Genomic DNA, 24105 nt, shown 5'->3' on the forward strand with positions numbered 1-24105 from the left:
CATCGGGTATGAAAAAATACACTAAGCAAATTCGATAGGAAATAAGTAGTTTTTTCTCCGTTAAGAGTAAGACTGTTTACGAAAAATGAAATTCTTTAAAAATAAAGAGCCGACACCATAAACTTGCATTATTAATGTAGAATTGTGATGTTTGCTCTTTATTTCTATTTATTTAAAGCTTTTTTTGGAGAGGAGGTTAAGCAATGAGAGCACCATATCAAGTATTAATATTCCCCTATATAAAAACTGACGATTCTATTCAATATGCGATTTTCAACCGAAGTGATTATGGTTATTGGCAAGGGATAGCTGGTGGTGGAGAAGATGGTGAGATTCCTATTGAATCAGCAAAACGGGAAGCGTTTGAAGAAGCTGGTATTACAAGAGAATGTTCATATATACAATTAGATTCTGTGTCTTCACTACCAGTAGAGGATGTAGTTGGAGGATTTCTTTGGGGAGATGAGGTTTATGTAATAAAAGAATTTTCCTTTGGAGTTAAAGTACCTACCAAAAACATCTCATTATCTAAAGAACATTTAAATTATAAATGGTTATGCTTTGAGGAGGCAGTAAAGTTTTTGAAATGGGATAGCAACAAAACAGCATTGTGGGAATTAAACAAAAGACTATTAAAATAGTAAAAATATTAGCAAAGACGTTAGTGGAATAAGAATTGAACAATTAAAAAACTTGCTATTCTTCATATGTAGCAAGTTGTTTTCTATACAGTTACCCCTGGAAAAATAAAAATAGTTAGAAATATTTTTTTATTGTATGGTTTTTGGCTCTGTATAGCGGAATACATATTAAGTATTCAACAGTTCAAATAAAACGAGTCATCTTTTTATTTGAAGAAGAAAGATGACCAGTTTTATGCTAAAATTCGCTTAGTGTATATTTTCGTTAAAATGTGGGCAGGCCCACTTTTAGCAAAACCGGAGTGGAAATGATGAGTATAAATTGTTTTGTGGGATTGATAAAGAATGAATTATTAAAAGAGATAAGCATAAGAAGCGAGGATGAATCCGAGCCTGTAGTAGTTAAAGATATTCCCATACTTTGGAAGTGTTTAGGGAAAGGTAATTATGCCGCAGTATTCATGCACAAAGAATACAAAGATTGGGTAGTGAAAGTTTACGCACGAGAAGGAGAAGGCATTGAAAAAGAATCAGAAGTATACCGCAGAATCGGAAATCATCCTTCTTATTCAAAGCTTATTTATAAAGGAGAAAATTTCATAGTATTGAAACGGTTAAAAGAAATTACCTTATACGATGCTGTTCATAAAGGGATTAAAATCCCTAAGCAGGTGATCCTTGATATCAATAAAGCTTTAGAGTATGCAAGAGAACAAGGATTAACCCCCTGCGATGTTCACGGGAAAAATGTGATGATGGAAAAAGGAAGGGGATATGTAGTCGATGTATCTGATTTCTTAAAAACAAAAGAAGATAGTAAGTGGAAAGATTTAGAAAAGGCATATTTTACATTTTATTTGCCTTTCATTTATAACTTTCCTTTCCCTGTTAAAATACCGTATTTTATGTTAAACATTGTTAGACGTTCGTATAGAAGATATAAGAAGCTTAAAAAGAAATTCAAATTGTAAAAGGATTACATACTAATAACTGAACCAATAACAAACGAAAGGACCGTACATTTTAGATATGTCTAATATGTACGGTCCTAATCTTTTTATGTATACATATTTTTATTAGTTAGATCACTATCAATTCCAAAACGGGATATTTTGAATAAATGAAACCGTTAAAATAAATGTTGATGCGCAACCAGCAGTTAATAACATTACTATTTTTCGTCCATTCTGTTCTTTTGAAGGTTTTATAAGTTCTGTAATCAACATAATCCATATTATTATAGAAACTATAGAAATAATATTTATAGACATATGTAACACATCCCTTCGTGTTTTTACATAAATATTTCTTTTTTATAAATTAAAAGCAGTTTAACAATAAAATATGTACAGCATTATAAATCAATATTTCCCTGTTAAACCACCTTTTTTAAATAGAAATACGACTGATAAAATAATAACAACAGCCTTCAAACTGCCCCAATATGGATAAATAGTATGATCTGTTAGATTAGCATGCTGAAAAATGTTCTCTAATCCAAAAATCCCAATAATGACCGCTAAAAGAAAAGCAGCTTTTCCAATAGTTGTATTACGATAGAGGGTAAATAAATATAGTGCAAATATAAGCGGTAAGATGATTTGTAGTAAAAGTGTCATAAGTAGCCCTCCTAGTTTATTTATAATTATATTATATACAAAATTGTAATAAAAAGGAATTTCTCTTTTTGATACTAATAAGATCCCTCTAATCATACTCTTCTATTAAAAAGAATAAAAAGGGGTGTAAAGTTAATTGACAAAAGTTAAAGTTCGTTTACGACCCATTGTTCATAACATAAATTTACCCACAGTAATAAAAACAGCTATTCTTCCAGGTGAATCGGCTGAAAGGCTATTTATCGCAACGCAATTAGGAGAGGTTTTCTACATAGGAGATGGTGTCATAAAAACATTTTTAAATATTCGTCAACGAATTATAAATTTAGGTACATCTGAAGAAGGCGTTTCTAGTAGTGGTTATGATGAACGAGGATTGCTTGGACTAGCATTTCATCCACAATTTTATCAAAACGGTTTATTTTATCTTCATTATTCTGTCGCTGGAACCCAAGGACCAGGTGCACTTTCTGAACAATTTAAACCGAATCCTTGTGACCCGAAAACTTTAAATTTAAAATGGCTAAATAGAGATACGAAATATGATCATATCGATACAATTGAAGAATGGATTTTACAATCAAACGGTCACCCTCAAAAACGTAGAACATTACTTAATATAAAACGCCCATTTTTTAATCATAATGGAGTAAATACTTTAAACTTTTCTCCAGAGACGGGGAAACTTGTCTTTACAAATGGAGATGGTGGCTCGGGTTATGATCCGTTCAATTTAAGCCAAGATGATTTAGAAATAGCAGGTAAAATTATTGAAATCGATGTAAGTAAAAATACATTCATAAATAATCCTCCAGTCGTTACACGCTTTAATGAACTTCCTCTATCTATACAAGAAACACTTACATTAATTGCGAAAGGTGTTCGTAATATAACCGGTATTTCATTCCAAAGATTTTATAATCAATATATCAAATACGCCGGTAATGTCGGGCAAGATATTGTAGAGTCTATTTTTTCATTTGTTCAATATAAACCAATACCGGTTACCGAACTTGTTCAAATGCATGTAATGAGACTCACTTCCAATCAACATAGATTTATTAATTTTGGTTGGAGAGGATGGGAAGGAGAATTACCTACTTCTTTTATAAGGCACTGTACAGAGAATCCTACTTTAGACGAAAGAACAATGACTTATTATAATGAAACAATAGAAACATCAGTGAAGCGAATTCAGCCACTCATTAGTTATTTTCATAAAGACCCGAGACCAGATAAGTTTGGCGGGACTTCTCTAACAGGAGTTCAGCCATATATGGGAACTGCAATCCCGAATTTACATGGTAGCGTTGTGTTTACCGACCTTGCTAAGAAAGAAGAGTCTCGGCCGCCAGTTAAAGGTGTATTAGCATATACTAGAGCAGGTACAGATGGTAAACATACTGATTTTCATGTTATTGAAACTGATTATGATTTTGGTGCGCAAGCAGCTTATTATATGAGTTTAGGAACAAATTTGGATCAAACTAGGTTATATTTAGGAGTTTACGGTTCTATGAAAGTAACTGATTTTAACAAAGGTACCATTTTTGAGATTATCCCTTAATACGATATACACTCGTAGTTTAATCATACAAGGAATTCACTTTGTTTTAAAACGTACAAGTTCTCCCCCTAAAAGCCCTTTATTGTATAGTACTCATAACAAACAAGTAGAAAACAGCTCATAAACCAATAGTGTATGAATAAAATAGAGAGTGATGAATTAAATATCTTTAGGGGGTATTTTGATGAATCGATTTGTACGTTATTGGTGTCAACTTATGATAAAGAATAATGGGGACTTTGTTCATATAAAAAAATTGTCCCTAGCAAATAAAGTAGTCATTACAGCTTTGATGAGTGCTTTGGCCACCATGTTTCAAGCAGCAGGTAACTTAATTCCTGGTATAGGGTTATTTATTAGCCCTTTTGCGACGTTACCAATTTTTTTGGCGATTTGCTACTCTATTCGTGAGGGAGTACTTTCTTATTTCCTTACTATTCTCCTATTATTTATTATTGAGCCAAGTGAACTAATTGTTTTTCCCTTTACTACAGGTTTATTAGGTATGGCCTTAGGGCTTTCCTTTATACAATTCAAGAGGAGAATTTGGGTTGTTTCCTTTTCTGCAATTTGTCTACTTATAGGAATTATGATAGTTCTCGATATTTTCCGTTTTCCCGTACTTGGTCCTACTATTCATACAACTATGGATATAAAAATTATTTTATCAATATTTATACTGAGCTTTCTATACTGCTGGATCTATGCAGGGCTTTGTAGAATATTGTTGAATAGAGTATATAGAGTATGGTTTTAACACTTGTATAGAATGGAGACTTAAAACATGTATAACGTTGCAATTAGGAGACCAAATTCGGATGATTTAGAGGAACTACACTTATTTTTCCGTATAGTTATTACGAATACATATAAAGACGAAGGATTATCACAACTATTGGATGACATAGAAAATGAAATTAACATGAAAAAGCAATATTTGAAAACAGATTTTGATAGTAATGGAGAAAAACGTTACTTTTTATTAGCAATAGATACAAATAACGATAAAATCATTGGTACAATCGAAGTTGGTCCAGCAAGTACATTGATTAATAGTTGTACAGGCGGTGTACTTAAGGATTTGTATGAAATAGGAACTGTTTTTATACTGCCGGAGTATCAAAAAAAGGGTATCGGGAGTTTACTACTAAATGCAATATTTCTTACGTTACTTAGCAAAGGTATAACAGAGTACTGTTTAGATAGTGGATACAAAAAAGCGCAAAGTATATGGACGAAGAAGTTTGGAGAGCCTAGTTATGTACTGAAGGATTATTGGGGAGAATCAAGTGATCATATGATTTGGAAGAAGAGTTTATATGATACACCTATAATATTTGAATTATAAAATGAAATATGGCTCTGAACGTAGCTTTTCTTACATATGTATGCTATTATTTATCTTTATAATAAAAGAGGACGTGAATGAACTTGATTAAAATTAGTATCCCTGAAGTTGATGTTACAATTACTGAACGTAAACAAGTTATTAGAGGAGACGAGCCAAGAATTACGCCAATCAATGGTTTTATCGACTTCCACTTGTTCCCTAGAGATAAAGGCGGCATTTTTATGTTTTACAATATTAATGACGAACTTCTTTTCGTAGGTAAAGCTCGTAAAATTAGACAACGTATTAAGAAGCATTTCGAAGACAATGTTTCACCAATTAAAAATCACCGTGATGAAGTATACCGCATTGATGCATGTATCGTAGAAGATCCAACAGAAAGAGAAATTTACGAAACATATATCATTAACGAATACAAAGCGAAATATAACGTTGATAAAGTATTCTATAAATAAGTAATAAAAAAACAATCCTAGTACATATACTGGGATTGTTTTTTATTTAGATTTAGTCCTCATATTTTTCTCCTTTTTTTAAATGATTAGCAGCAATAAAACAAACTACACCTATACATATAAGTACAATTCCAATTGTTTTATGTTTTCCAAAAAAGAAAGGAATATCAGAAATAACATTTGTCATACATAACCCTACAAATACAAGGATAGGTCCTATCCACAGTAATACATTGCCGAATTTTGTATGTTTCCACATAGTAAGCCTCCTTATCCCTTTTTACATATATATCCATGAATTAAAAGTAAATTCATAGAGAAATACAGTTTTTTTCATATCGAAAATTTAACCTTCATATATTGGTACAAGCAAACAAGAAAGGGGACCATCATGAATTGGTTAGAAGCTTTTATATTAGGGATCATACAAGGTTTAACAGAGTTTTTACCGATAAGTAGTACAGGTCATCTTTATTTAGGAAGGCATTTGTTTCAATTAGATGAAGCAGGCTTATTTTTAGATACGATGCTGCATATCGGGACTTTACTTGCGGTGTTTATTTATTACAAAAAAGAATTTATATATTTAATCAAAAATCCGTTTTCAAAGCTGATGTTTTTACTTATTGTTGGGACGATACCCGCAGTTGTAATTGGTTTATTGTTTAAAGACTTCTTTGAAGATATTTCAAAAACAGGAATCACAATCGGTTGGGAGTTTTTAGTGACCGGATTCTTTCTCTACATGGCAGATAAACAAAAGAATGGTCGTAAAAAAATGGATGACATAACATATAAAGACGCATTTATCATCGGTTCATTTCAAGCGGCAGCTATTTTTCCGGCAATTTCTCGTTCTGGTATGACAATCGTCGCTGCATTATGGAGGAAGTTAGACCGCGAAACTGCGGCTTACTTTTCTTTTTTACTGTCGACACCAGCTATTGTTGGAGCTATCATTTTGCAATTTGCAGATGTTTTTCAAGGGAAAGCAGAATCTATTTCTAGTACATCTTTAATTATTGGAGCGTTATCAGCAGCGTTTTTTGGATACATAGCCGTTTCATGGATGATTCAATATTTAAAACGTCACTCCTTAAAAGTATTCGCGTATTACGTATGGGGATTAGGTATTTTAATTTTAACGTTGCAATTTACTGATGTATTTTAAGTATAATGATAAAGAAGTTAATTCGTTTAAGATCCTGTTTCATTCATACAAGGCAGGGTCTCTTTTTATTAAGGGGGAAAACATGTTTAATAAGGCTATCGTTATTGGTGGAAGTATGGCAGGAAAGTTCGCAGCAAAAGCATTATCAACTTCTTTTAAAGAAGTAATTATTATAGAAGCTGGTGAAAGATGGGATGGAAAGTCTTCGAGAAAAAGAGTTCCACAAAGTAATCATCCTCATGTGTTATTAAAAGGTGGAGAAAACGCAATTGAAGAATTGTTTCCTAATATTACGGATGAATTAATAGAAGCAGGTAGTATCGTAAATAACTTTACTCGTGATTTAAAATGGCATCAATTTGGTTTATGGAAACAGCCATTCATAGGGGAAGTACATATGATTCAACAGAGTCGTCCTTTGCTAGAATGGCATATTCAAAAACGAATACATCAAATTTCAAATATTACTATTAAATATGAAACATTAGTTAAAGGGTTATTGGTAGATGGAAAGCTTAACAAAATGTGTGGAGTAAAAGTTAAATATTTAGAGACTGATACACAAGAAGAAGTTCATGCAGATCTTGTTGTTGATGCGAGTGGATTTGGCTCAAAAAGTATAGAGTGGTTACGAGAATACGGAATTGAAATACAAGAAGAGAAAGTTCGTATTGATTTATTTTACGCAACGAAAATGTTCAAACTTAAAGAAAATGAGAAATTAGACTGCTGTAATATGCTAATGTCTCCGAGTTTCCCTGATAATCCTTATGGCGTTCTTATTCAAACGATAGAAGATAATCGTTATTTTGTTACTTTCAGTGGATACGCAAATGAGAAAGCACCACAAACAGATGATGAGTTTTATGATTTTGCTGAAAACTTATCAATTTCTAATGTTACAGATTTTCTTAACAAAGCTGTGGCAATTTCAGATATCAAAACGTATAAAATTCCTTATCAAGTACGTCGGAGATTTGATCTCACTACAAATATGCCAGAAGGATTATTAGTCGTTGGAGATGCACACTGTCGTTTTGATCCCGTTTTCGGCCAAGGCGTATCAGTTGCTGCTATGGAAGCTCACCAGTTGCAATTGCTTCTGCAAGGTAGAAAACAACTTGATAAAACATTTACACAACAATTTTATAAAAAGGCAGCTACTATAATAGAAACCCCTTGGGATATGACAACAACGGAAATATCACGTCACCCGCAGCTACAGAGAGCATTAACTACAAAACAAAAATTTCAGCTATGGTATACAAAACAAATATATCGACTATCCGCAAGTAATTCTGATGTTTATATTCGGTTAGTACGAGTGATGAATTTAATTCGTAGTCCATTTCACCTATTTCATCCAAAAGTACTACTTGCTGTGTTACTAAAACAAAAGAAATAGCAGGAAAATAGTTGATTAAAAAAGAATATATAACAGTTAGTAGATATAGAAGGGGTAATCGAAATGAAAATATACATAGAACAATTAAAGAAACACGATGCTAAGGATTTATTTACGTTTGAACTTACGAATAAATCTTTTTTTGAAACAATGGTACCAAATCGTGGCTCAAAATATTTTGAATTTGAATATTTCCAAAAACTACTAGACGATTTATTAATAGAACAGGCAGATGGAAATTCTTATTTTTATTTAATTCGTAATGAAGAAAAAGAAATTGTAGGACGAATAAATTTAGTAGATATAGATACAGAAACTCGAATTAGCTCGCTAGGGTATCGGGTCGGAGAAAAATTTACTAAAAAAGGAGTTGCAACAGCAGCCGTAAAATTAATTTTAGACGTAGCGAAAAATAATAAAATTAATGAGGTTCATGCTAAAACAACTTCTAATAATCTTGCATCACAAATTGTACTAGAAAAAAGCGGATTTTCTTCTTATCAAAACGAAGCAGATACAACATCTGTACAATTAAATGGGGAACAGGTGAATTTTGTACATTATATTTGGAGAAATAATTCGCGCTTATAAGAAGGGGGACTTATTCATGAATGATTTACGATATCCAATTGGGCAATTTACATACAAACGTCCTATAACGGAAGAAATGATAGATACATGGATTCAAGAAATTGAAGATTTACCTAATGAACTAACGAAAGCTATTAAAGATTTAGATCAGAAGCAGTTAGACACACCGTACCGCGTTGGTGGATGGACAGTTCGTCAAGTAGTCCATCACGTTGTTGACAGCCACATGAATAGCTATATACGCTTTAAATTAGCACTAACAGAAAAGAATCCAACGATTAAACCATATAAAGAAGAAAAGTGGGCAGAATTACCTGATTCTAAATTACCAGTAGATGTTTCACTAGTAATGTTAGAGTCATTACATAAAAGATGGGTTAACCTTTTATATTCTTTAGAACTTGAAGATTTAGAAAAGACATTTAATCATCCAGAGACTGGTGAAACAAAACTTGCTGTTGCAATTGGACTATATGCATGGCATGGTCGTCATCATACAGCTCATATAACTTCATTAAGAAAACGACTAAATTGGTAGATGGAGATTACATTAGAGAAGGCAACAGAAAGTGATGCAGCAGTTTTATTTCAAATGCAAATAGACTCATTTAGCTCTTTATTACATAAATATAAAGACTACGAAACAAACCCAGCAAATGAATCTATTGAAAAAACTATTTTTAGAATAAATAATCCCAGCAGTAATTTTTATAAGATGATAATAGATTCGAGACTTGTTGGAGCGATATGTATATCCCAAAAAGAACTACCTTATAAATTTTGGATTAGTCCAATGTTTATTCATCCAATCTATCAAGGGAAAGGAATTGCTCAGAAGGTACTTATTTTAATTGAAGAGATGTTTCCAGAAGCACGAAGTTTTGAACTTGCTACGATTTTAGAAGAAGAAAGAAATTGTTTTCTATACGAAAAGATGGGATATAAAAGAACAGAAGAAACTAAGAAATTAAATGATAAAACTACACTTATTTATTACAAAAAAGAAAGGTAAAGCGTTTAAAATACGCTTTACCTTTTTATGTTATTTTAGATTAAATATACAAAAACGATGAATATTCTTCCAAAATACTCGGGTTAGTAATTTTATATATGAATAAACATACAGAAAAGCGTTATTTCGTCGTATATGTTACTAACGCTTTTTGAATGCTTAAAACACTATCGTCACCTTTAAATTCTTTCGTAATTGGTGTACTCAAACTAGATACCCAAATTTTAAGTTCTGCATCTAAATCAAAATGCCCAGCTGTTTCAATGCTAAATTGTGTAATGCTTTTATAAGGGATTGAATGATACTCAGTTTTTTTACCTGATATTCCTTGTTTATCTACTAAAATAAGACGACGATTTGTAAATACAATTAAATCACGAATTAATTTATAAGCATGTTCAACTTTCTCATCGTCTAACATAATCTTCTCTAAATCACGTTCTACACTTTCTGTACTCGTATTTGATGCATTTCCTAAAATACCGCTAAATAAACCCATAGGAAATTCCTCCTCCATTATTTGTGGAATGTGTTACTTATATTGTACCATGCTATTTACTAAGAAATTATGATATTACTTTAGTAGTTTCTGGTTATTATTGCAATTCATTTATATAACCTCATCTTAATATCTTATGCTAATATGAAAGTAAGAAAAAAGAAGCAGAGGGATATAGCATGAAAAATATCGGTTTAGTATTAGAAGGCGGAGGAATGAAAGGTTTATATACGGCAGGCGTACTCGAATATTTTATGGAAAAGAACTTATTCTTTCCTTATGTAGTTGGCGTATCCGCTGGAGCTTGTATGGGAGCAACGTATTTGTCACGTCAAAAAGGGAGAAATAAAAAAGTAAATACAGAGTTAGTTGCAGATCACCGTTATATATCTTATCGAAATTTGATTCGAAAACGTGAATTATTCGGAATGGACTTTTTATTTGATGAAGTACCTAATAAAATTGTCCCATTTGATTTTCAAACTTTCTTAAACTCAAATGAACAGTTTGTTATAGGGACGACTGATTGCGAATCAGGACAAGCTATTTATTATAATAAAGCAGAACACGGAAATGACATTTTAAAAATCATTCGTGCATCTAGCTCAGTGCCGTTTATAGCGCCTGCTGTAGAATATGATAATCGCAAATTACTAGATGGAGGGATTATAGATCCTATACCAGTTTTAAAAGCTCAAACTGATGGTTATGAAAAGAACGTTGTAATTATGACAAAACCAGAAGGATATGAGAAACAGCGAAATAAATTTTCTGGCCTAGCTAAAATTTTATATAGGAAATATCCGAATATCGCAGAATCTTTAGTTGAACATTATCGTTTTTATAATGAGACGATATCTTATATGAATCAAATAAAACAAAAAGACAACTTTTATATTATTCAGCCTAGCGTACAGCTTCCAATAAGCGGAATAGAAAGAAGTAAAGAAAAGCTCGTTAATTTATATAATCTTGGCTATACAGATGCTCAATATCATTATAAAAACTTACTAAATTGGATAGATAAATAAAGGGGTGGAAAGTTGAAGTTAGGAAAAAGGGTTATTTTTAATGAATTGCAGAAAATGCCTAGTCTGCTGTATAAACCGTTTCCGAATTGTGACATTCGAAAAATACGAAAAGATTTTAATAATATGTTTACAGAAGATGATTGTATAAGCGCTGATTTAAATTATTATTGGATGCATACAGCAGGTACTTTAAGTTACGTACTTAATAACAATGAACAGGAGATTGTGTTCAATCAAATAAAATGGCTAAGGAAATCGTTTTTTGAATGGTTTCCACAATATTGTTTTCTAGAAACAGAGATTATGAAGTATCCCATTTTATATAGAGATTTCATGAATTATGAAAAGACCCGTAAGCTATTACTTTATTATCTTACTGAATAAAAATTAAAACGTACAAGTGATGCTGCTTGTACGTTTTTTGTTCATAAAATATACAATATTTACAACTTATCCATGTAGGTATTTTAACGAGAAAAAAGAAGTACATATAGAATAGGTGTGAGGGAGGAGAGAGAAGTTTGTTAGTTGTTTCCCTTTAAATTCATGTCCAACTCAAATATTTCGAGTAAAATTCATTTCTTAATGGTATGATCAAATATCAAGAAAACTAATTTAGCAACAAAGAAGGGACAGGTTTAATATGGAAAACGTATCAAATGTAGATAAAGTAGAATCAATTAAATCTTTACAGTCAACAATCCGTAAACTTGAAAATGCGCTATCTCAGATGACTCAAAAAGGCTCAAACACTACTTTAGTGAAAAAAAGACTCAAAGCAGCTAGTATCGGCTTAGCTATGTTAGAAAGTATTTGGAATCAAGAAACCCACCATTACACGCAAGAGGATTTAGCAGACGCTCGAAATGTTCTAATTGGTTTGCTTCCATCAATTGAAAAGATTTATGTTAAGTCAAAGCTCGGGAGTCCTCAAAGAACTCTTTTAGAAAGAAGAATAAAATCATTGGAACTTTCTATTCAAGCAATTGATCATTTTTCTAATCAATAACTGCTCTAAACACATAAATTACGACTACTTTTATATAGGGATTCTAATGAAAAAACTTACATATAGAATACTACAAAGGAGGAGGAGAGGTGACTACAATAATCAGCCCTACGTTAGAGAAGCTTAAAAATCAATTAAAGAATGGAAACGAAAAAGCTCTTTATACTTTTTTGGATGAAATCAAGTCAAATCATACACCACTTGTAGAACAATGTCCTATAGATAATCAGTATAAACTTATAACGTATATATGGTTAGGTGATCAAAATACTGAAAATGTTTATGTAGTCGGTAGTTTTCCTGGTTGGGATCTGTCTGTAAATCAATTACAACGATTGTTACAGACAGATATTTGGTATGTTACGTTTAGGACGAATAAGAGGTTCATTTCAACTTATTATTTTACAGTAAATGATTTTTTCAAAAATGATTGGATAAAGCGTAGTGAACAGTACCGACTAGACCGATTCAATGAAAATGTATTTGGAGAAGGTGCCAATAAAGCGTCTGTGTTAAAAATAGATATAGAAGTGCAGTATAGCAGTCGTTTCCCTTCAAATCATTATCCATCCGGAAAGATTGAAACATATTCTTTTTATAGTTCAATTTTAAATAACACACGTAAACTTCATATTTATACGCCTCATGATTATTCTCACACTTCACATCTTCAAGAACTTCTCATTGTATTTGATGGGAATTCATTCATTAATGACCTTTCAATCACAAAAACACTTAATTATTTAATTTATGAAAAAGAAATCCCATCGTGTATTGCTGTTGCTATAGATCCTGTTGATCGATTAGAAGAGCTAACTTATAACGATAAAATGAATACATTTTTAACGAAGGAATTACTTCCATGGATTCAAACTAAATATCATGTGTATCAAAAAGCAAAACATACAACAATTGCAGGTTTCAGTCTTGGTGGCCTAGCAGCTTTTTATGCAGCACTTCAAAATCCATATATTTTCGGAAATGTGTTGTCAATGTCTGGATCCGTACATTGGAAAAAGGATGATTATGAAAATACAATTCCTTGGATTGAAAATCAAATTTCATCAATAAATTCTAATGCGACTCATCTATATTCTTACATAGCAGTAGGTGAACTTGAAAATGAACCTCTTTTAACGGCTAATAGACGCCTATATAAAGCTTTAAAAGAAAATAGATACCAAACCACTTATGAAGAGTTCCAAGGCGGACATGATAGCGTGTGATGGCGAGAAAAACTATTCGATGGATTAAGGGCATTAGAACTTACAAAAACGACACTAAAAAATAAAAAGGAGAGAGAATCTATGAATCAAGAAGAACTAGATAAAAAACTAAAAAAGCAAGAGATTTTAGTAAAAGATGAGAAAGTTTGGTCCTATACGTATGAGGATCATATTAGTTCTATCGTTAAAGAAGCGGAAAAGAAAGGGTCTTTTGATCATTTACCTGGCAAAGGGAAACCACTGAATCTTGATAAAGATCTTTCGTACAATCCTGAAAAACAACTGTATAGAACTTTGAAAAATAATCATGTTTTACCTAGGTGGATTGAGATTTCAAAGGAAATTGATGACTTAAAAGAAAAACTAAAAGAAAATACAAATACTGCAGAAGCAGCGAATTTAATTCGAACTATTAATAAAAAAGTTTTAGAACATAATCTACTTTGTCCACCAAGTGCGCAAAAAACGAGGGTGAAAACGGACTTTTAACAATTTTTAATGAAGCTATCTCTTGCTATATAATTAAGTAAGGCATTTTCAATTCATTATGAAAGGGAGGCAAATGTGATGAAAAATACGTATCAACTTCAAATTCCGAAAGAACTAGAACAGTATCGTACTATTTTAGAAGAAAGTGTAAAACCGTATATTAAAGTGACTGGAACGAAAGCAGAGACAACTCTTTTTGAGAGTAAGTTTGGTGGTTATCCGTATTTACCTATAGATCAAGAGCATCCTAAAGATTCAAATGGACAACCTATGATGTTACTTGCGCAGTTAAATTTTGAAGAAATTCCGCATATTGAATATATGCCCCAAAAAGGAATATTGCAGTTTTTCGTAAGTACTGATGATGAGCTTTATGGAGCAGATTTTGATCACCCAACAATCCAAAAAGACTTTCGAATTATTTATCATTCTACAATTACTGAAGATTTAAATAAGGTAATTACTGATTTTAGTTATTTAAACATTTTAGAAATAGAAGACTTTATCATACCTGAAGCAGCAAAATTACAATTTGAATTAGATTATCAACCCATAACATCTAGAGATTATCGATTTGAAAAGATGTTTAGTGAGGATATTGATTGGGAAGAAATTGTTGATGAAGAAAATAATACAGAATTAGGCGAACTGTATGATGATTTATGTAAAGATTTCGGACATAAAATTGGTGGTTATCCATTTTTCACACAGACAGATCCAAGGGAATGGGAAGAAAAATACCAACAACATGATATATTATTACTACAAATCGATACAGACGACTCATTAAATATTATGTGGGGAGATTCTGGTGTTGCTAATTTCTTTATTAAAAAAGAAGATTTGTTAAATCTAAATTTTTCCAATGTTATTTACAACTGGGATTGCTACTAAAAAGATATAAATGAAATACTAGCAAGCTAAAAAATCTTCCTGAAGGTGAGGGAGATTTTTTTATGTTAAAAATAAACGTTATGTTAACTAGAGTGTAAGATAATACGAATAATAAAAGTCAAGCGTAAATAACAGAAATAACAAGAAATAATGTAAAGTTGTAAAACGTGTGTAAATAGCAATAAATTTATAAAGTACAACATAAAATAAAATTATTAATTTATATTTTGTAAAAAGATTTTTCCGCATAAAAAAATTGTTACTGATCAAAAATGTTTTTGATTCGTTAAATCTTAATCAATAATCGATTAAGATTTGCTGTGATGAATTTATAACTAAAAAAAGATAAAAAACTGTATAAATGCGTTTAAAGAAGATTTTATGTGAATCTCACTAAAAATCTCTGTTTCGTCTCATTAAGTATAGTTTACTTGGGTTTTGATACCTGATATTGCTTTGGTTTTATAACTACCTATAATATATATTATGTTAACTTACTAAAAATAATAAACTTATTAAAAATTAGTATCGGGTGTTATGCTCCCCTTTTTTCACCGAATTAGTAATGTGTGATTGATTGTGTAGTTATCCGCTATATAAATTAGACTTTAAATAATAAAAAATACAATTCGTTTAAAATGAACACATTAAACGAATTGTATTGATATGATTGCGAATACGTTTTTAAAATTAGTTTGCTACAGCAATTGCTTCGATTTCAATTAATAAGTTGTCGTTAATTAACTTTCTAACTTCTACAGCTGAACTTGCTGGTGGATTATTAGTGTCAATGTATTGATCTCGAATATCTCTAACAACGGCCATTTGAGAAATGTCTGTTAAGAAAAATGTTAATTTTACTACATCATTGAAATTTAAGTCTGACGCTTCTAATGCGATTTTAATATTTTCAAATACTTGTCGTGTTTGTGTAGCTAAATCATTAATTCCAACAATTTGACCGTCTGTATTAATTGCTACTTGTCCAGATATGTAAATCGTTCGTTTAGCGTTACTAACTTCCACTACATGTGAGTATCCAAAAGTTGGTGGCATCGTTTCTGGATTGATAAATTTCTTTTGCAAGATTCTTCTCTCCTTTTATATCGTATTTTCTATATATTTTTATTGATTATCTGTTTGTAAATGATCAATTTTGTTATATGTATGTATTTTCCATTGTTCTTGATCATAATAGATGCTACTTACCATCGGTTTTCGCGCAAATACAAACCGCATTTTTCGGCTTGTTGCTTACCGCTTTTATTTAGATCAATGTTCTCACGGCCTTGAAGCTTTCCAACAGCATTCCATTCAGTTTCACCATGTCTAATTAAGCATACAACAGTCATATACCTACCCTCCTGTTACTTATATGAAGGTCAAATTTAATAAATTATATATGTCTGGTTCTTATGAGAACTGATTCTAATTACACCTTGTTTTATTAATTCTTCAGTTACTTTTGTATAGAAAAAGTGATACCACCAGATAAAAAAACTCTTCATAAGTAATTTCTTTTGAGTATCTGCTGCTGGCAAAGTATTGTTTTAAAGGTTTATCGTTTTCGTTGAATAATAAGACTAAATCTTCACTGATTGTGTTTGCAATTTCGTTAAGTATAAATAAGTCTGTTGATTTAAATACAGGGATAACAGGTTGTGAATTTTGATATAAGCCTAATTTTTCGTAAACTACGTTTAAATGTAAGTTTTTTTGTCTATCTGCTGCTACGAAACCTTTTACTAATTGTTTTTTCTTATAATTAATATCAGTATTAGTGTTTTGAAAATATTCTTCAAATATTTCGTTGTTTGCTGTTATTAAATTTAATGTTGAATATCGAGAATTTCCATAAAGACCAATTTGAACTTCTCCTAAATCTAAATACGTATTACCATACATCCCGAAAGCCTCTATATCTGTTAGTTCTTGTTCTTGAATAGCATAATAATATCGTTTCTTATTTCTTAAAGGTCGTTTCTTTTTTAAATAGTTTTCTTCAATGTAATTTATTTGTCCAAAATCTAATAACACACCACTATACAATAAAAGACTATAAGATTCTCTAGATAAATGATTAAACGTGTCGATTCTTTTTGAAATATCTTCAATATGACTTGAATAGTTTTCAAAGATCTTAAGTGTTGGTTTAATTAGAGGTTCACAAAGGTTATAAAGCTTTTCTCCTTCACAAGCTGTTATAATCATACACGTTGGATAGTACCTCCCTCCTATTTGTTTCAATAGCCCCTCTGCTTCTAATAAATTAACGCGCTTTTCAAATTCATCATTCGTCCAATTTAACATCATTTTTATAGCATTTGACTCAAAACCAAGATGAATCAATACAAGTAAATATTGAAGTTTTGTTCCTTTTATTTTTATAGATGGCGAATTATCTCCAGACGAAATCATTTTTGCTTCATAAGCTGTATGTAATATATTCTCCGGACTATTATTAGTGAACATTTCATATTCCCTCCCTTACTAATAAATTCATTGTAAAATCTATGTATTTATTAAGTTCTATAAACGAAAATGAGTGTCCTCTAATAATCCCAAATTAAAAACCTTAGCATAGATATACTAAGGTTTTTTACATTTTTATAATGAATGAATTCTTTCATAGTCTTTTTTAAATTGATTATCATTTTTTAACCAACTTTTAAAAGTTGGTTCCTTTATTTCTAAAATGGAACAAGTTTTAGCGATACATTTATTTTTCATATATTCCTTAAGGAAATTTTGTTTTCTCTGCTTAACAGCAGCTTTTAGCTTTCGATCTTTTAATTGATCTAGACTTAGACTTTCTTTCTGAAATATTACAACACCTCAAATTGGCGAATCTATTACGTTAAAATCTACAGACTATCCTAGGTATGCTTGGTGGCAAAAAGTCTAATTATAATAAAAAGCGAATCTGTCTTATATAAAAGATTCGCTTTTTACTTATTGATTATAATGTATCGTTGACAAACTGATTAAACTTGTCTATTTCTTCAACAAATGGATTATGATTACTTTCTTCAAATTTAGTTAATGTTGCGTTCGGGATCAAATTTGCTATTTCACGGGAAAATATGTAGGGACATTGTGCATCATGCTTACCACAGTATATAAAGCTTGGAATTTTTATGAATTTAAGTTTCTGACGAACATCATAATCTTTATATTCAACTTCTCTAAAATAATTTAACCGATTGCCAACTGTCTTTCCGCTATTCGGCAATTTTAATGCCTCTTCAAGCTTTTCTTCAGAATAAAAAGACATAAGTGCCCACTCTCTACTTAATGCTTTTCTTTCTTCTTGTACTGTACTATCATCATTTAATACATTCATAATTGATACGATTCTATTAAATTTTACATTTTTACTACAGTATATACTATCTTTATGAGATGCATATTCCTTGCTCGCCGCTGCGCCACCAACAATTATTTTCGTTAAACTTTCTTGTGCTTCAGTCGCATATACAAGAGCTAACATCCCTCCTGTCGAATGACCAGCAAACCCCCACTTATTAATATATAAAGCTTCTCGAATCGCTTCTAAATCTTTAATCGTTTCGGTCATACTATATTCACAATCATTTTTAGCCGAATCTGAATTGCCACATCCCTTTAAGTTAACTAAATATACGCTATAATGGTCAGTAAATGGGTTTGCAAAAGTATTTCCATTATCATTATACTCACTATACAAATGAGTAACGCAAAGTGGAGGTCCTTCTCCCTTTAGAAAATATTCAAACTTTCCTCTTGGAGTTTTGATAATATTTGTTGTCCACATATCGAATCTCCTATCTGAAATTTTCATTTTCTCTTAGTTTGTTATTTATAAGCAAATAGTATTATATAAAGAAGTAAGTAACCTATCCTGCTTAACCAATTTCTGATTCCTATAATTTATTAATTTATGATTAGATAAAATAAAATTATGTTCTAATATTAATTCATTGTGGAGCACTTCAACTAAAAATTTAGGTATCATCTCTCCTACGCCGTAATTATAGTCACTAAGAATCCAAGAAATCTCTTTCCAATCTAGAATTCCTTCTGAGACTTTTTTTGGAGTGTGATATATAAATTCATGAAGTAACTCTACTAGATAAACATACATTCCGCCAGAATATGAAGAATTCTCCCATTTAATAATGCCTTTAAATTGAATTTGATCATGCGTAACTTTTATATTAGTCTCTTCTTTTATTTCACGAATTGCATTTTCTAGAGGTGTTTCTCCTTTTTCTATCTTTCCTCCTACACCATTCCATAACCCTTTTACAGGGTCATATTTTCTATTTAGCATAAGTATCTCTTCATTTCTTTTTATGAAACATAAAGTGTGCTTGTACATAATTTGATTCCTTCCTCCGTTTTTAATAAGCTCTTACTGGAGATATAAGATGGATTGCTGCAGAGTGTGTCCCTGCTTCAACTAATATCGGTCTCATAGAACCGCTGAAACTTAAAGTAACCGTTTCTTCTTTTATTGCCCTTAAAGCATCCAACATAAATCGTCCATCGAAAGATATATTGAATTGTTTTTTACCTTGAATTACATCTATCTGTTGAGTCTCAGATATTTTTCCAATCTGAGAAGCGTTAGAAGAAATTTGAATGGTAGATTCGTTTACAATTTCTAAGTTAACATTGTTATTTGCCCATTCACTTGCTAATAAGCTTGATCGATCTACCCCTTGTAACATTCTTTGTCTATCTATGTTAATGACGGTTTGAAATTCATTTGGAATGAGAGTAGAAATATTAGGATATTTCCCTTCAATTAGTCGTGAATATAACGTAGTTGTGCCGAATGTAAAAATAATGTGACTTTCTGATAGATAAATAGAAACGAATTCTAAATTGCTGTTCATTAATTTTAAAAGCTCATTAATGGTTGCACTTGGTACAATACAATTCGCTTTCATATTAGTAGAAATTAGTGTTTCACGTATAGCTAGTCTATGAGAGTCAGTTGCAGCGCATATTAATTTGTTATGGTCTAACTCGATATGTACGCCGGTAAGAACGGGTCTAGATTCATTTTTCGCTACTGCAAAGACTGTTTGTTTAAACGCATCAATCAATTGTTTTGTTTCTATTTGTATTTCTGCATGATCGTCTATTTGTGGTACGTTAGGAAATTCATTCGCTGGAAAACCATTTAAGTTTAATGTGATTTCTTCTGATTGTATGGTAATTGTTTGCTCATTCTTACTTTTTATTACTATATCGCTTGGCATTTTCTTTATAATTTCAATGAAGTATTTTGCAGGTACAACAATTGTTCCTGCTTTTAAGGTAGTCGTAATTTGTTCGTCATCCATGGAACTAGGGATGAATTTTTCGATGAAAATATTTGAATTACTTGCGATTAAAGTAATTCCAGATTGATCTGCAGTTATTTTTATACCGGATAGTATAGGAATTATAGCTTTGGTAGATATTGCTTTACTTACTTCTGAAAGTGCTTGAGTGAAATGTTTATGATTAACGATAAACTCCATTTTTTCCCCGCCTTACATGAAATGATAGTTTTATGAAGATTGATGAATGATTGTTCCGTTAAAAAAGTAAGGTACTGTTTCTTTCCTTTGTAATATATTTAATAAGTGTTCTGGTATACGTAAATGCGGTTCTGCTCTATGTAATTCCATCCAAGTAATCTCTTCAATTTCTTTTGGCCTTGTTATATTTGTTTTCCCGCCGATTATTTCACCTAAAAAATTAAAGAATATTGCATGGTGTCCTCTCTCCTCGAAAAAAGCTTCGCTAATGTAACAAATACCCTTTACAGTTATATGTAGACCAGTTTCTTCTTTCACTTCCCGAATGACTGCCTCTTCTAACGTTTCTCCCAATTTAACCGCGCCACCTGGTAGTGTGTAATAAGAACCATTCTTCCCTTTGTTTTTAACCATTAAGATCTTTTCGTTTGTTTTATCGTATAAAAGTGCATATGTAACATTTACTTTCTTCATCTAAGTCCACCTCTAATAATGGGAATTTTCTATCTTTGTTACATTCTACCATTTATTCGTTTTAAAATATAAAAAAGTTAATTGAGTATTTCATTTATCTGTCCTTAGTAAAGGTAATAATCGATACCCCTTCATTTCTAAATAAAAAAGAGCGTATTTTGAAAGTAATTATTCAGCGTACGCTCTTTATGGTTTGATTGATTTTGGGATTCTATATATTTTCTAACCTTTTTTCAAAATAGTATCGATTATGCCCTTTAGGGTGATCTTCACTTACTCCAATTACTTTATATCCATGTTTTTTATAAAAAGCAGGTGCCTGAAAGCTAAAAGTATCTAAATTGATTAGCCTACACTCTTTTTCAATTGCAAATTCTTCAATAAGTTTTATTAACTTGGTTCCATAACCTTCGTGTCTATATTCTTCAGAAACCCACAGGAAATCAACATGTACGTGATGCCAAAATGTAATTGCAGTTATTCCACCTACTATTTCTTCATCTTCATTTTTCACTATAAAACTAATTTTTTCTGAAGGCTTTTTCTCTTCATCTGAAATATGTTTTTGATTATATTCAATTACTTTTTCTCTTATGTAATCACTATCTTCTTGGATCCATTGTTTTACTATTTTCATTTTAATCATCACGCTCCTTTTAAAGTATCTATTCAATTTAATAATCGTAATATCCTGTCTAACTCAATAGTCGTAATGCACTGTTTCATTTCGCTAAAATTGTAAAAAGCCGTACTACATTTTATTTGTAGTACGGCTTTTTACCACGTTTGATTCTTTTTAATTAAAACTTCCGTTAGTTTGAACGTATTAGTAAAATAATTCTATTGTATTACTGCGAAAAAGAATGAACATTCCTAAACCAATTAGAACGATTGGAACGATAATATTACTTTTGTTAGAACGAAGTGAGAATAGTCCTTTAATCCCCATATAAATTGGCACGAATCCTAATAATCCGATCCACGATATAGGAATGAAAAAAGAGCTTAAGGAACCAATAATACTTAGAAAAATAATTACACTAAACCCCAAATATTGTCCAATAACAATATAAAGTTCTTTTATCTTAGTTTTTCCCTGGAAAGTTCTATCTTCTTCCTTACATACTCCTGTCTTTACTTGTGAAAATAAAACAAGGAGTATAAAAATATCATCAATATTTGTTGAAGTAAATGCAATAAAAGAAGAAATTATAGTTGTAACCAAAATAAGCCAACTACCTTTATAATGAAATGTATGCCTACTAGCGAAGCGGATTAACTGTAGTTTTTTATCAATATTTTGATTCTTTTATAAAACAATATGAATATTTTACTTATCTGCTACTTGTTTCGTTAATAAATAAACCACTTTATTGCTTCTCAAATCATTTCATTTTAAATTAAGTAAGTGTATTCTTCCTACACAATGGCTAAAAAGGGAAAATTAAATGTTGTGTAATATAAAAAGAGCCCTTTATGAGGACTCTTTTTAAACTTAAGCTACTTTTCGATATAAATGTTGTGTTTCTTTTTTCTTTTCTGCTTTTGGTGGACGAATTAAAATAGATATAATGAAAGAGATAACAGAAAGAACGCCGATTATAATAAAGGTTGGTTCAAATCCTCCAAGAAGCGCCCCGATGAATGATCCTGCAAGTGCACCGAATCCGAAACCTTGGTATACAATCCCATAATTTGTACTATGGTTTTTTAATCCGAAGAAATCTCCAACAATAGCTGGGAATATAGTGATATTACCGCCAAAGCAAAAGGCAACACTTGCTACACATGCGAAATATATGCCGTAATTTAGCGGAATGAAACTTAATGTAAAGACTGACAATCCAATGATAATAAACGTTGCAGAAACGATTTTCATTCGACCTATTTTATCTGATAACGTTCCAAGAACGATTCTACCTACAGTGTTAAAAATCGCAATCATGGCGACGGCATTAGCAGCGGTTGCTGCGCTAAGTCCAACGAGCTGCACTCCGATATCTTTGACCATACCGATTAAATATAGACCGCCCATACACGATGTGAATAGCATAAAAAACAAAAGATATACTTGTTTCGTTCGCATCATTTCACGAGGTGTATAATCATTGTGTAAAGTCTCAGCTACAGTGTTACTTACTATTGCTTCACGTAAGAAGAACGATCCGATTAATACTAAAAGTAAGACGATAATCCCCCAATATAAAAAGGCTTGTGATACACCAAGGCTGTCGATCAGATTTCCGTTTATATATCTAAAGATTAAGCTGCCCATTCCATATGCTGATACAGATATACCTGAAATAAGCCCTTTCCGATTCGGAAACCATTTAATTAAATTAGATAATGATGTAATATAAGCAGTTCCATCGGCATAACCAACTACTACACCAGCTAATAAATATAGTAATGGTAAGGAGGAAACTTGTGAACTTAGTATTAAACCGAGTCCCAGCACAATCCCTGCAGTAGCGATGAGTTTTCGAAGCCCTAATTTTTGCTGTAACTTTCCTGCAAATAATGTTGAAAATGATAAAGAAAAGCTTGTAATGGAGAAAGTTATAGCAACTGAATTAAGGTTCCATCCAAACTTACTTACAAGGGGCTGATTAAATAAACTCCATGTATAAATTGTTCCAAGGCCAATTTGAACAATGATTGTACCTAGAACAATTAGTAACGGATTTATAGAAGTTTGTTTCATACTAACTGTCCCCTTCTTTTATCGTGACATGAATTTTCACAGTTAGTATAACCATCATAAAAAGCAAGATACTGCATGAAAAATGGAAATTGAATTCATGTACACAAAAAGACACTCCATTATGAAGTGTCTTTCTGCAGGTTATATTAGATTTACTTAAAGAAAGCTTTGTTAAGATAAGACATTTTCAAATGCTTATGTATATAGAGTACCAAAAGTTTTCAATCATGTGATGGGACTTAAGATGTATTTTTGATTCATCATATGGTCGGATAAACGAAAAATTAATATTCAATTTCATCAAAATCTTTCGGCTGCGGTACCGTTTGCATATTAGCTGCATCTTTTGGATCGCTATAAATTGCATTTTGTTCTGTATTTACATCCTTAATGTTTTGCTTTTTATTTTTATTTATTTTATCTTTCATTTTCTTTCACTCCTTTTCGATATAGG

27 protein-coding genes and 5 pseudogenes are annotated in these 24105 nt (G+C 31.3%); 16 read left to right on the plus strand and 16 right to left on the minus strand.

Translation table 11 applies throughout. From position 1 onward, the window contains the following. Positions 1-203: 203 nt before the first annotated feature. On the plus strand, positions 204-641 hold the full coding sequence (locus MR147_RS06530) for an NUDIX hydrolase (protein ID WP_074610911.1): 438 nt from the start codon (positions 204-206) through the stop codon (positions 639-641). Positions 642-949: 308 nt separating this feature from the next. Further along, complete coding sequence (locus tag MR147_RS06535) at positions 950-1612, plus strand: serine/threonine protein kinase (protein ID WP_175574546.1); 663 nt, start codon at positions 950-952, stop codon at positions 1610-1612. Between the two features lie 120 nt (positions 1613-1732). Here MR147_RS06535 and MR147_RS06540 read toward each other — a convergent pair whose 3' ends face one another. Continuing rightward, positions 1733-1912 (minus strand): hypothetical protein, encoded by a 180-nt coding sequence (locus MR147_RS06540; RefSeq protein ID WP_074610907.1) that lies wholly within the window; start codon positions 1910-1912, stop codon positions 1733-1735. A gap of 90 nt (positions 1913-2002) precedes the next feature. Continuing rightward, positions 2003-2260 (minus strand): hypothetical protein, encoded by a 258-nt coding sequence (locus MR147_RS06545; protein WP_074610906.1) that lies wholly within the window; start codon positions 2258-2260, stop codon positions 2003-2005. A 136-nt stretch (positions 2261-2396) separates the two neighbouring features. On the opposite strand from MR147_RS06545, the gene MR147_RS06550 reads away from it, so the two are divergent. The 4 genes from MR147_RS06550 to MR147_RS06565 all read left to right on the plus strand — a co-directional run bounded on the left by MR147_RS06550 (position 2397) and on the right by MR147_RS06565 (position 5633). After that, positions 2397-3827, plus strand: coding sequence for a PQQ-dependent sugar dehydrogenase (locus MR147_RS06550; RefSeq protein ID WP_242303819.1), 1431 nt, complete (start codon positions 2397-2399; stop codon positions 3825-3827). A gap of 184 nt (positions 3828-4011) precedes the next feature. After that, the gene (locus MR147_RS06555; protein ID WP_242303820.1) at positions 4012-4584 is read left to right on the plus strand and encodes a YybS family protein; all 573 of its coding nucleotides are present in this window, start codon (positions 4012-4014) and stop codon (positions 4582-4584) included. Between the two features lie 27 nt (positions 4585-4611). Then, positions 4612-5175: a GNAT family N-acetyltransferase gene (locus tag MR147_RS06560; protein ID WP_242303821.1), complete on the plus strand. Its 564-nt coding sequence runs from the start codon at positions 4612-4614 to the stop codon at positions 5173-5175. Between the two features lie 77 nt (positions 5176-5252). Continuing rightward, positions 5253-5633, plus strand: coding sequence for a nucleotide excision repair endonuclease (locus MR147_RS06565; RefSeq protein WP_001048949.1), 381 nt, complete (start codon positions 5253-5255; stop codon positions 5631-5633). 52 nt (positions 5634-5685) lie between these two features. Here MR147_RS06565 and MR147_RS06570 read toward each other — a convergent pair whose 3' ends face one another. Then, positions 5686-5892: a hypothetical protein gene (locus MR147_RS06570; RefSeq protein ID WP_074610899.1), complete on the minus strand. Its 207-nt coding sequence runs from the start codon at positions 5890-5892 to the stop codon at positions 5686-5688. Between the two features lie 132 nt (positions 5893-6024). Between MR147_RS06570 and MR147_RS06575 the strand changes: the two genes are divergently transcribed. From MR147_RS06575 to MR147_RS06595, 5 genes and pseudogenes are all read left to right on the plus strand, one after another. Further along, on the plus strand, positions 6025-6804 hold the full coding sequence (locus MR147_RS06575) for an undecaprenyl-diphosphate phosphatase (protein ID WP_242303822.1): 780 nt from the start codon (positions 6025-6027) through the stop codon (positions 6802-6804). An 82-nt stretch (positions 6805-6886) separates the two neighbouring features. Continuing rightward, entirely contained in the window at positions 6887-8209 is a 1323-nt protein-coding gene (locus MR147_RS06580) for an FAD-dependent oxidoreductase (RefSeq protein WP_242303823.1), read from the plus strand. A gap of 63 nt (positions 8210-8272) precedes the next feature. Next, a complete protein-coding gene (locus tag MR147_RS06585) occupies positions 8273-8800 on the plus strand; it encodes a GNAT family N-acetyltransferase (protein WP_242303824.1) in 528 nt (175 codons plus the stop codon). Between the two features lie 16 nt (positions 8801-8816). Beyond that, positions 8817-9338 carry a YfiT family bacillithiol transferase gene (locus MR147_RS06590; RefSeq protein ID WP_000999078.1) on the plus strand — a complete coding sequence of 174 codons (522 nt, stop codon included), beginning with the start codon at positions 8817-8819 and terminating at the stop codon, positions 9336-9338. Further along, positions 9339-9812, plus strand: a pseudogene (locus MR147_RS06595) (GNAT family N-acetyltransferase); the annotation flags it as partial. It lies immediately after the preceding gene. Between the two features lie 121 nt (positions 9813-9933). On the opposite strand, the gene MR147_RS06600 reads toward MR147_RS06595, so the two are convergent. Beyond that, complete coding sequence (locus MR147_RS06600; RefSeq protein WP_000522480.1) at positions 9934-10311, minus strand: PH domain-containing protein; 378 nt, start codon at positions 10309-10311, stop codon at positions 9934-9936. Positions 10312-10490: 179 nt separating this feature from the next. On the opposite strand from MR147_RS06600, the gene MR147_RS06605 reads away from it, so the two are divergent. The 5 genes and pseudogenes from MR147_RS06605 (at position 10491) to MR147_RS06630 (ending at position 14960) form a co-directional block, all read left to right on the plus strand. Then, positions 10491-11342, plus strand: a complete 852-nt coding sequence (locus MR147_RS06605; protein WP_074568999.1) for a patatin-like phospholipase family protein — start codon at positions 10491-10493, stop codon at positions 11340-11342. Between the two features lie 12 nt (positions 11343-11354). Next, positions 11355-11726, plus strand: a complete 372-nt coding sequence (locus MR147_RS06610; RefSeq protein WP_242303825.1) for a YxiJ-like family protein — start codon at positions 11355-11357, stop codon at positions 11724-11726. Positions 11727-11985: 259 nt separating this feature from the next. Further along, positions 11986-12351: a hypothetical protein gene (locus tag MR147_RS06615; protein WP_000432681.1), complete on the plus strand. Its 366-nt coding sequence runs from the start codon at positions 11986-11988 to the stop codon at positions 12349-12351. Positions 12352-12440: 89 nt separating this feature from the next. Further along, positions 12441-14066 (plus strand): annotated as a pseudogene (locus tag MR147_RS27145) (DnaJ family domain-containing protein). A gap of 78 nt (positions 14067-14144) precedes the next feature. Next, on the plus strand, positions 14145-14960 hold the full coding sequence (locus MR147_RS06630) for a YwqG family protein (RefSeq protein ID WP_242303827.1): 816 nt from the start codon (positions 14145-14147) through the stop codon (positions 14958-14960). Positions 14961-15650: 690 nt separating this feature from the next. Here MR147_RS06630 and MR147_RS06635 read toward each other — a convergent pair. The 12 genes and pseudogenes from MR147_RS06635 to MR147_RS06690 form a co-directional block, all read right to left on the minus strand. Further along, positions 15651-16046, minus strand: a complete 396-nt coding sequence (locus MR147_RS06635; RefSeq protein ID WP_074609468.1) for a RidA family protein — start codon at positions 16044-16046, stop codon at positions 15651-15653. A 122-nt stretch (positions 16047-16168) separates the two neighbouring features. Beyond that, a pseudogene (locus tag MR147_RS06640) lies at positions 16169-16312 on the minus strand (histidine phosphatase family protein); the annotation flags it as partial. A 36-nt stretch (positions 16313-16348) separates the two neighbouring features. Further along, positions 16349-17432: pseudogene (locus tag MR147_RS06645) on the minus strand (hypothetical protein). A 135-nt stretch (positions 17433-17567) separates the two neighbouring features. Next, a pseudogene (locus MR147_RS06650) lies at positions 17568-17783 on the minus strand (endonuclease); the annotation flags it as partial. Positions 17784-17919: 136 nt separating this feature from the next. After that, a complete protein-coding gene (locus tag MR147_RS06655; RefSeq protein WP_242303828.1) occupies positions 17920-18753 on the minus strand; it encodes an alpha/beta fold hydrolase in 834 nt (277 codons plus the stop codon). A 45-nt stretch (positions 18754-18798) separates the two neighbouring features. Continuing rightward, a complete protein-coding gene (locus tag MR147_RS06660; RefSeq protein ID WP_242303829.1) occupies positions 18799-19320 on the minus strand; it encodes an NUDIX hydrolase in 522 nt (173 codons plus the stop codon). Positions 19321-19342: 22 nt separating this feature from the next. Continuing rightward, the gene (gene dnaN / locus MR147_RS06665; RefSeq protein ID WP_074609456.1) at positions 19343-20473 is read right to left on the minus strand and encodes a DNA polymerase III subunit beta; all 1131 of its coding nucleotides are present in this window, start codon (positions 20471-20473) and stop codon (positions 19343-19345) included. Positions 20474-20503: 30 nt separating this feature from the next. Beyond that, on the minus strand, positions 20504-20947 hold the full coding sequence (locus MR147_RS06670; RefSeq protein WP_074609454.1) for an NUDIX hydrolase: 444 nt from the start codon (positions 20945-20947) through the stop codon (positions 20504-20506). Positions 20948-21158: 211 nt separating this feature from the next. Continuing rightward, positions 21159-21584, minus strand: coding sequence for a GNAT family N-acetyltransferase (locus MR147_RS06675; protein ID WP_242303830.1), 426 nt, complete (start codon positions 21582-21584; stop codon positions 21159-21161). A gap of 189 nt (positions 21585-21773) precedes the next feature. Beyond that, positions 21774-22172: a cadmium resistance transporter gene (locus MR147_RS06680; RefSeq protein WP_242303831.1), complete on the minus strand. Its 399-nt coding sequence runs from the start codon at positions 22170-22172 to the stop codon at positions 21774-21776. A gap of 270 nt (positions 22173-22442) precedes the next feature. Further along, a complete protein-coding gene (locus MR147_RS06685; RefSeq protein WP_000815154.1) occupies positions 22443-23651 on the minus strand; it encodes an L-lactate MFS transporter in 1209 nt (402 codons plus the stop codon). Positions 23652-23935: 284 nt separating this feature from the next. Next, entirely contained in the window at positions 23936-24079 is a 144-nt protein-coding gene (locus tag MR147_RS06690; RefSeq protein WP_000653324.1) for a hypothetical protein, read from the minus strand. Between the last annotated feature and the right edge of the window lie 26 nt (positions 24080-24105).

The sequence above is a fragment of the Bacillus cereus group sp. BfR-BA-01350 genome (assembly GCF_022663775.1).
Classification (GTDB): domain Bacteria; phylum Bacillota; class Bacilli; order Bacillales; family Bacillaceae_G; genus Bacillus_A; species Bacillus_A paranthracis.

Bases quoted from the DNA above. Each gene is read 5' to 3' on its own strand.
- MR147_RS06540 (WP_074610907.1), bottom strand. From the start codon at position 1,912: ATGTCTATAAATATTATTTCTATAGTTTCTATAATAATATGGATTATG.
- MR147_RS06565 (WP_001048949.1), top strand. From the start codon at position 5,253: ATGAACTTGATTAAAATTAGTATCCCTGAAGTTGATGTTACAATTACT.
- MR147_RS06570 (WP_074610899.1), bottom strand. From the start codon at position 5,892: ATGTGGAAACATACAAAATTCGGCAATGTATTACTGTGGATAGGACCT.
- MR147_RS06535 (WP_175574546.1), top strand. From the start codon at position 950: ATGATGAGTATAAATTGTTTTGTGGGATTGATAAAGAATGAATTATTA.
- MR147_RS06530 (WP_074610911.1), top strand. From the start codon at position 204: ATGAGAGCACCATATCAAGTATTAATATTCCCCTATATAAAAACTGAC.
- MR147_RS06545 (WP_074610906.1), bottom strand. From the start codon at position 2,260: ATGACACTTTTACTACAAATCATCTTACCGCTTATATTTGCACTATAT.
- MR147_RS06605 (WP_074568999.1), top strand. From the start codon at position 10,491: ATGAAAAATATCGGTTTAGTATTAGAAGGCGGAGGAATGAAAGGTTTA.
- MR147_RS06690 (WP_000653324.1), bottom strand. From the start codon at position 24,079: ATGAAAGATAAAATAAATAAAAATAAAAAGCAAAACATTAAGGATGTA.
- MR147_RS06555 (WP_242303820.1), top strand. From the start codon at position 4,012: ATGAATCGATTTGTACGTTATTGGTGTCAACTTATGATAAAGAATAAT.
- MR147_RS06590 (WP_000999078.1), top strand. From the start codon at position 8,817: ATGAATGATTTACGATATCCAATTGGGCAATTTACATACAAACGTCCT.
- MR147_RS06655 (WP_242303828.1), bottom strand. From the start codon at position 18,753: ATGTGGACAACAAATATTATCAAAACTCCAAGAGGAAAGTTTGAATAT.
- MR147_RS06615 (WP_000432681.1), top strand. From the start codon at position 11,986: ATGGAAAACGTATCAAATGTAGATAAAGTAGAATCAATTAAATCTTTA.
- dnaN (WP_074609456.1), bottom strand. From the start codon at position 20,473: ATGGAGTTTATCGTTAATCATAAACATTTCACTCAAGCACTTTCAGAA.
- MR147_RS06600 (WP_000522480.1), bottom strand. From the start codon at position 10,311: ATGGGTTTATTTAGCGGTATTTTAGGAAATGCATCAAATACGAGTACA.
- MR147_RS06675 (WP_242303830.1), bottom strand. From the start codon at position 21,584: ATGAAAATAGTAAAACAATGGATCCAAGAAGATAGTGATTACATAAGA.
- MR147_RS06560 (WP_242303821.1), top strand. From the start codon at position 4,612: ATGTATAACGTTGCAATTAGGAGACCAAATTCGGATGATTTAGAGGAA.
- MR147_RS06660 (WP_242303829.1), bottom strand. From the start codon at position 19,320: ATGTACAAGCACACTTTATGTTTCATAAAAAGAAATGAAGAGATACTT.
- MR147_RS06575 (WP_242303822.1), top strand. From the start codon at position 6,025: ATGAATTGGTTAGAAGCTTTTATATTAGGGATCATACAAGGTTTAACA.
- MR147_RS06580 (WP_242303823.1), top strand. From the start codon at position 6,887: ATGTTTAATAAGGCTATCGTTATTGGTGGAAGTATGGCAGGAAAGTTC.
- MR147_RS06630 (WP_242303827.1), top strand. From the start codon at position 14,145: ATGAAAAATACGTATCAACTTCAAATTCCGAAAGAACTAGAACAGTAT.
- MR147_RS06685 (WP_000815154.1), bottom strand. From the start codon at position 23,651: ATGAAACAAACTTCTATAAATCCGTTACTAATTGTTCTAGGTACAATC.
- MR147_RS06585 (WP_242303824.1), top strand. From the start codon at position 8,273: ATGAAAATATACATAGAACAATTAAAGAAACACGATGCTAAGGATTTA.
- MR147_RS06670 (WP_074609454.1), bottom strand. From the start codon at position 20,947: ATGAAGAAAGTAAATGTTACATATGCACTTTTATACGATAAAACAAAC.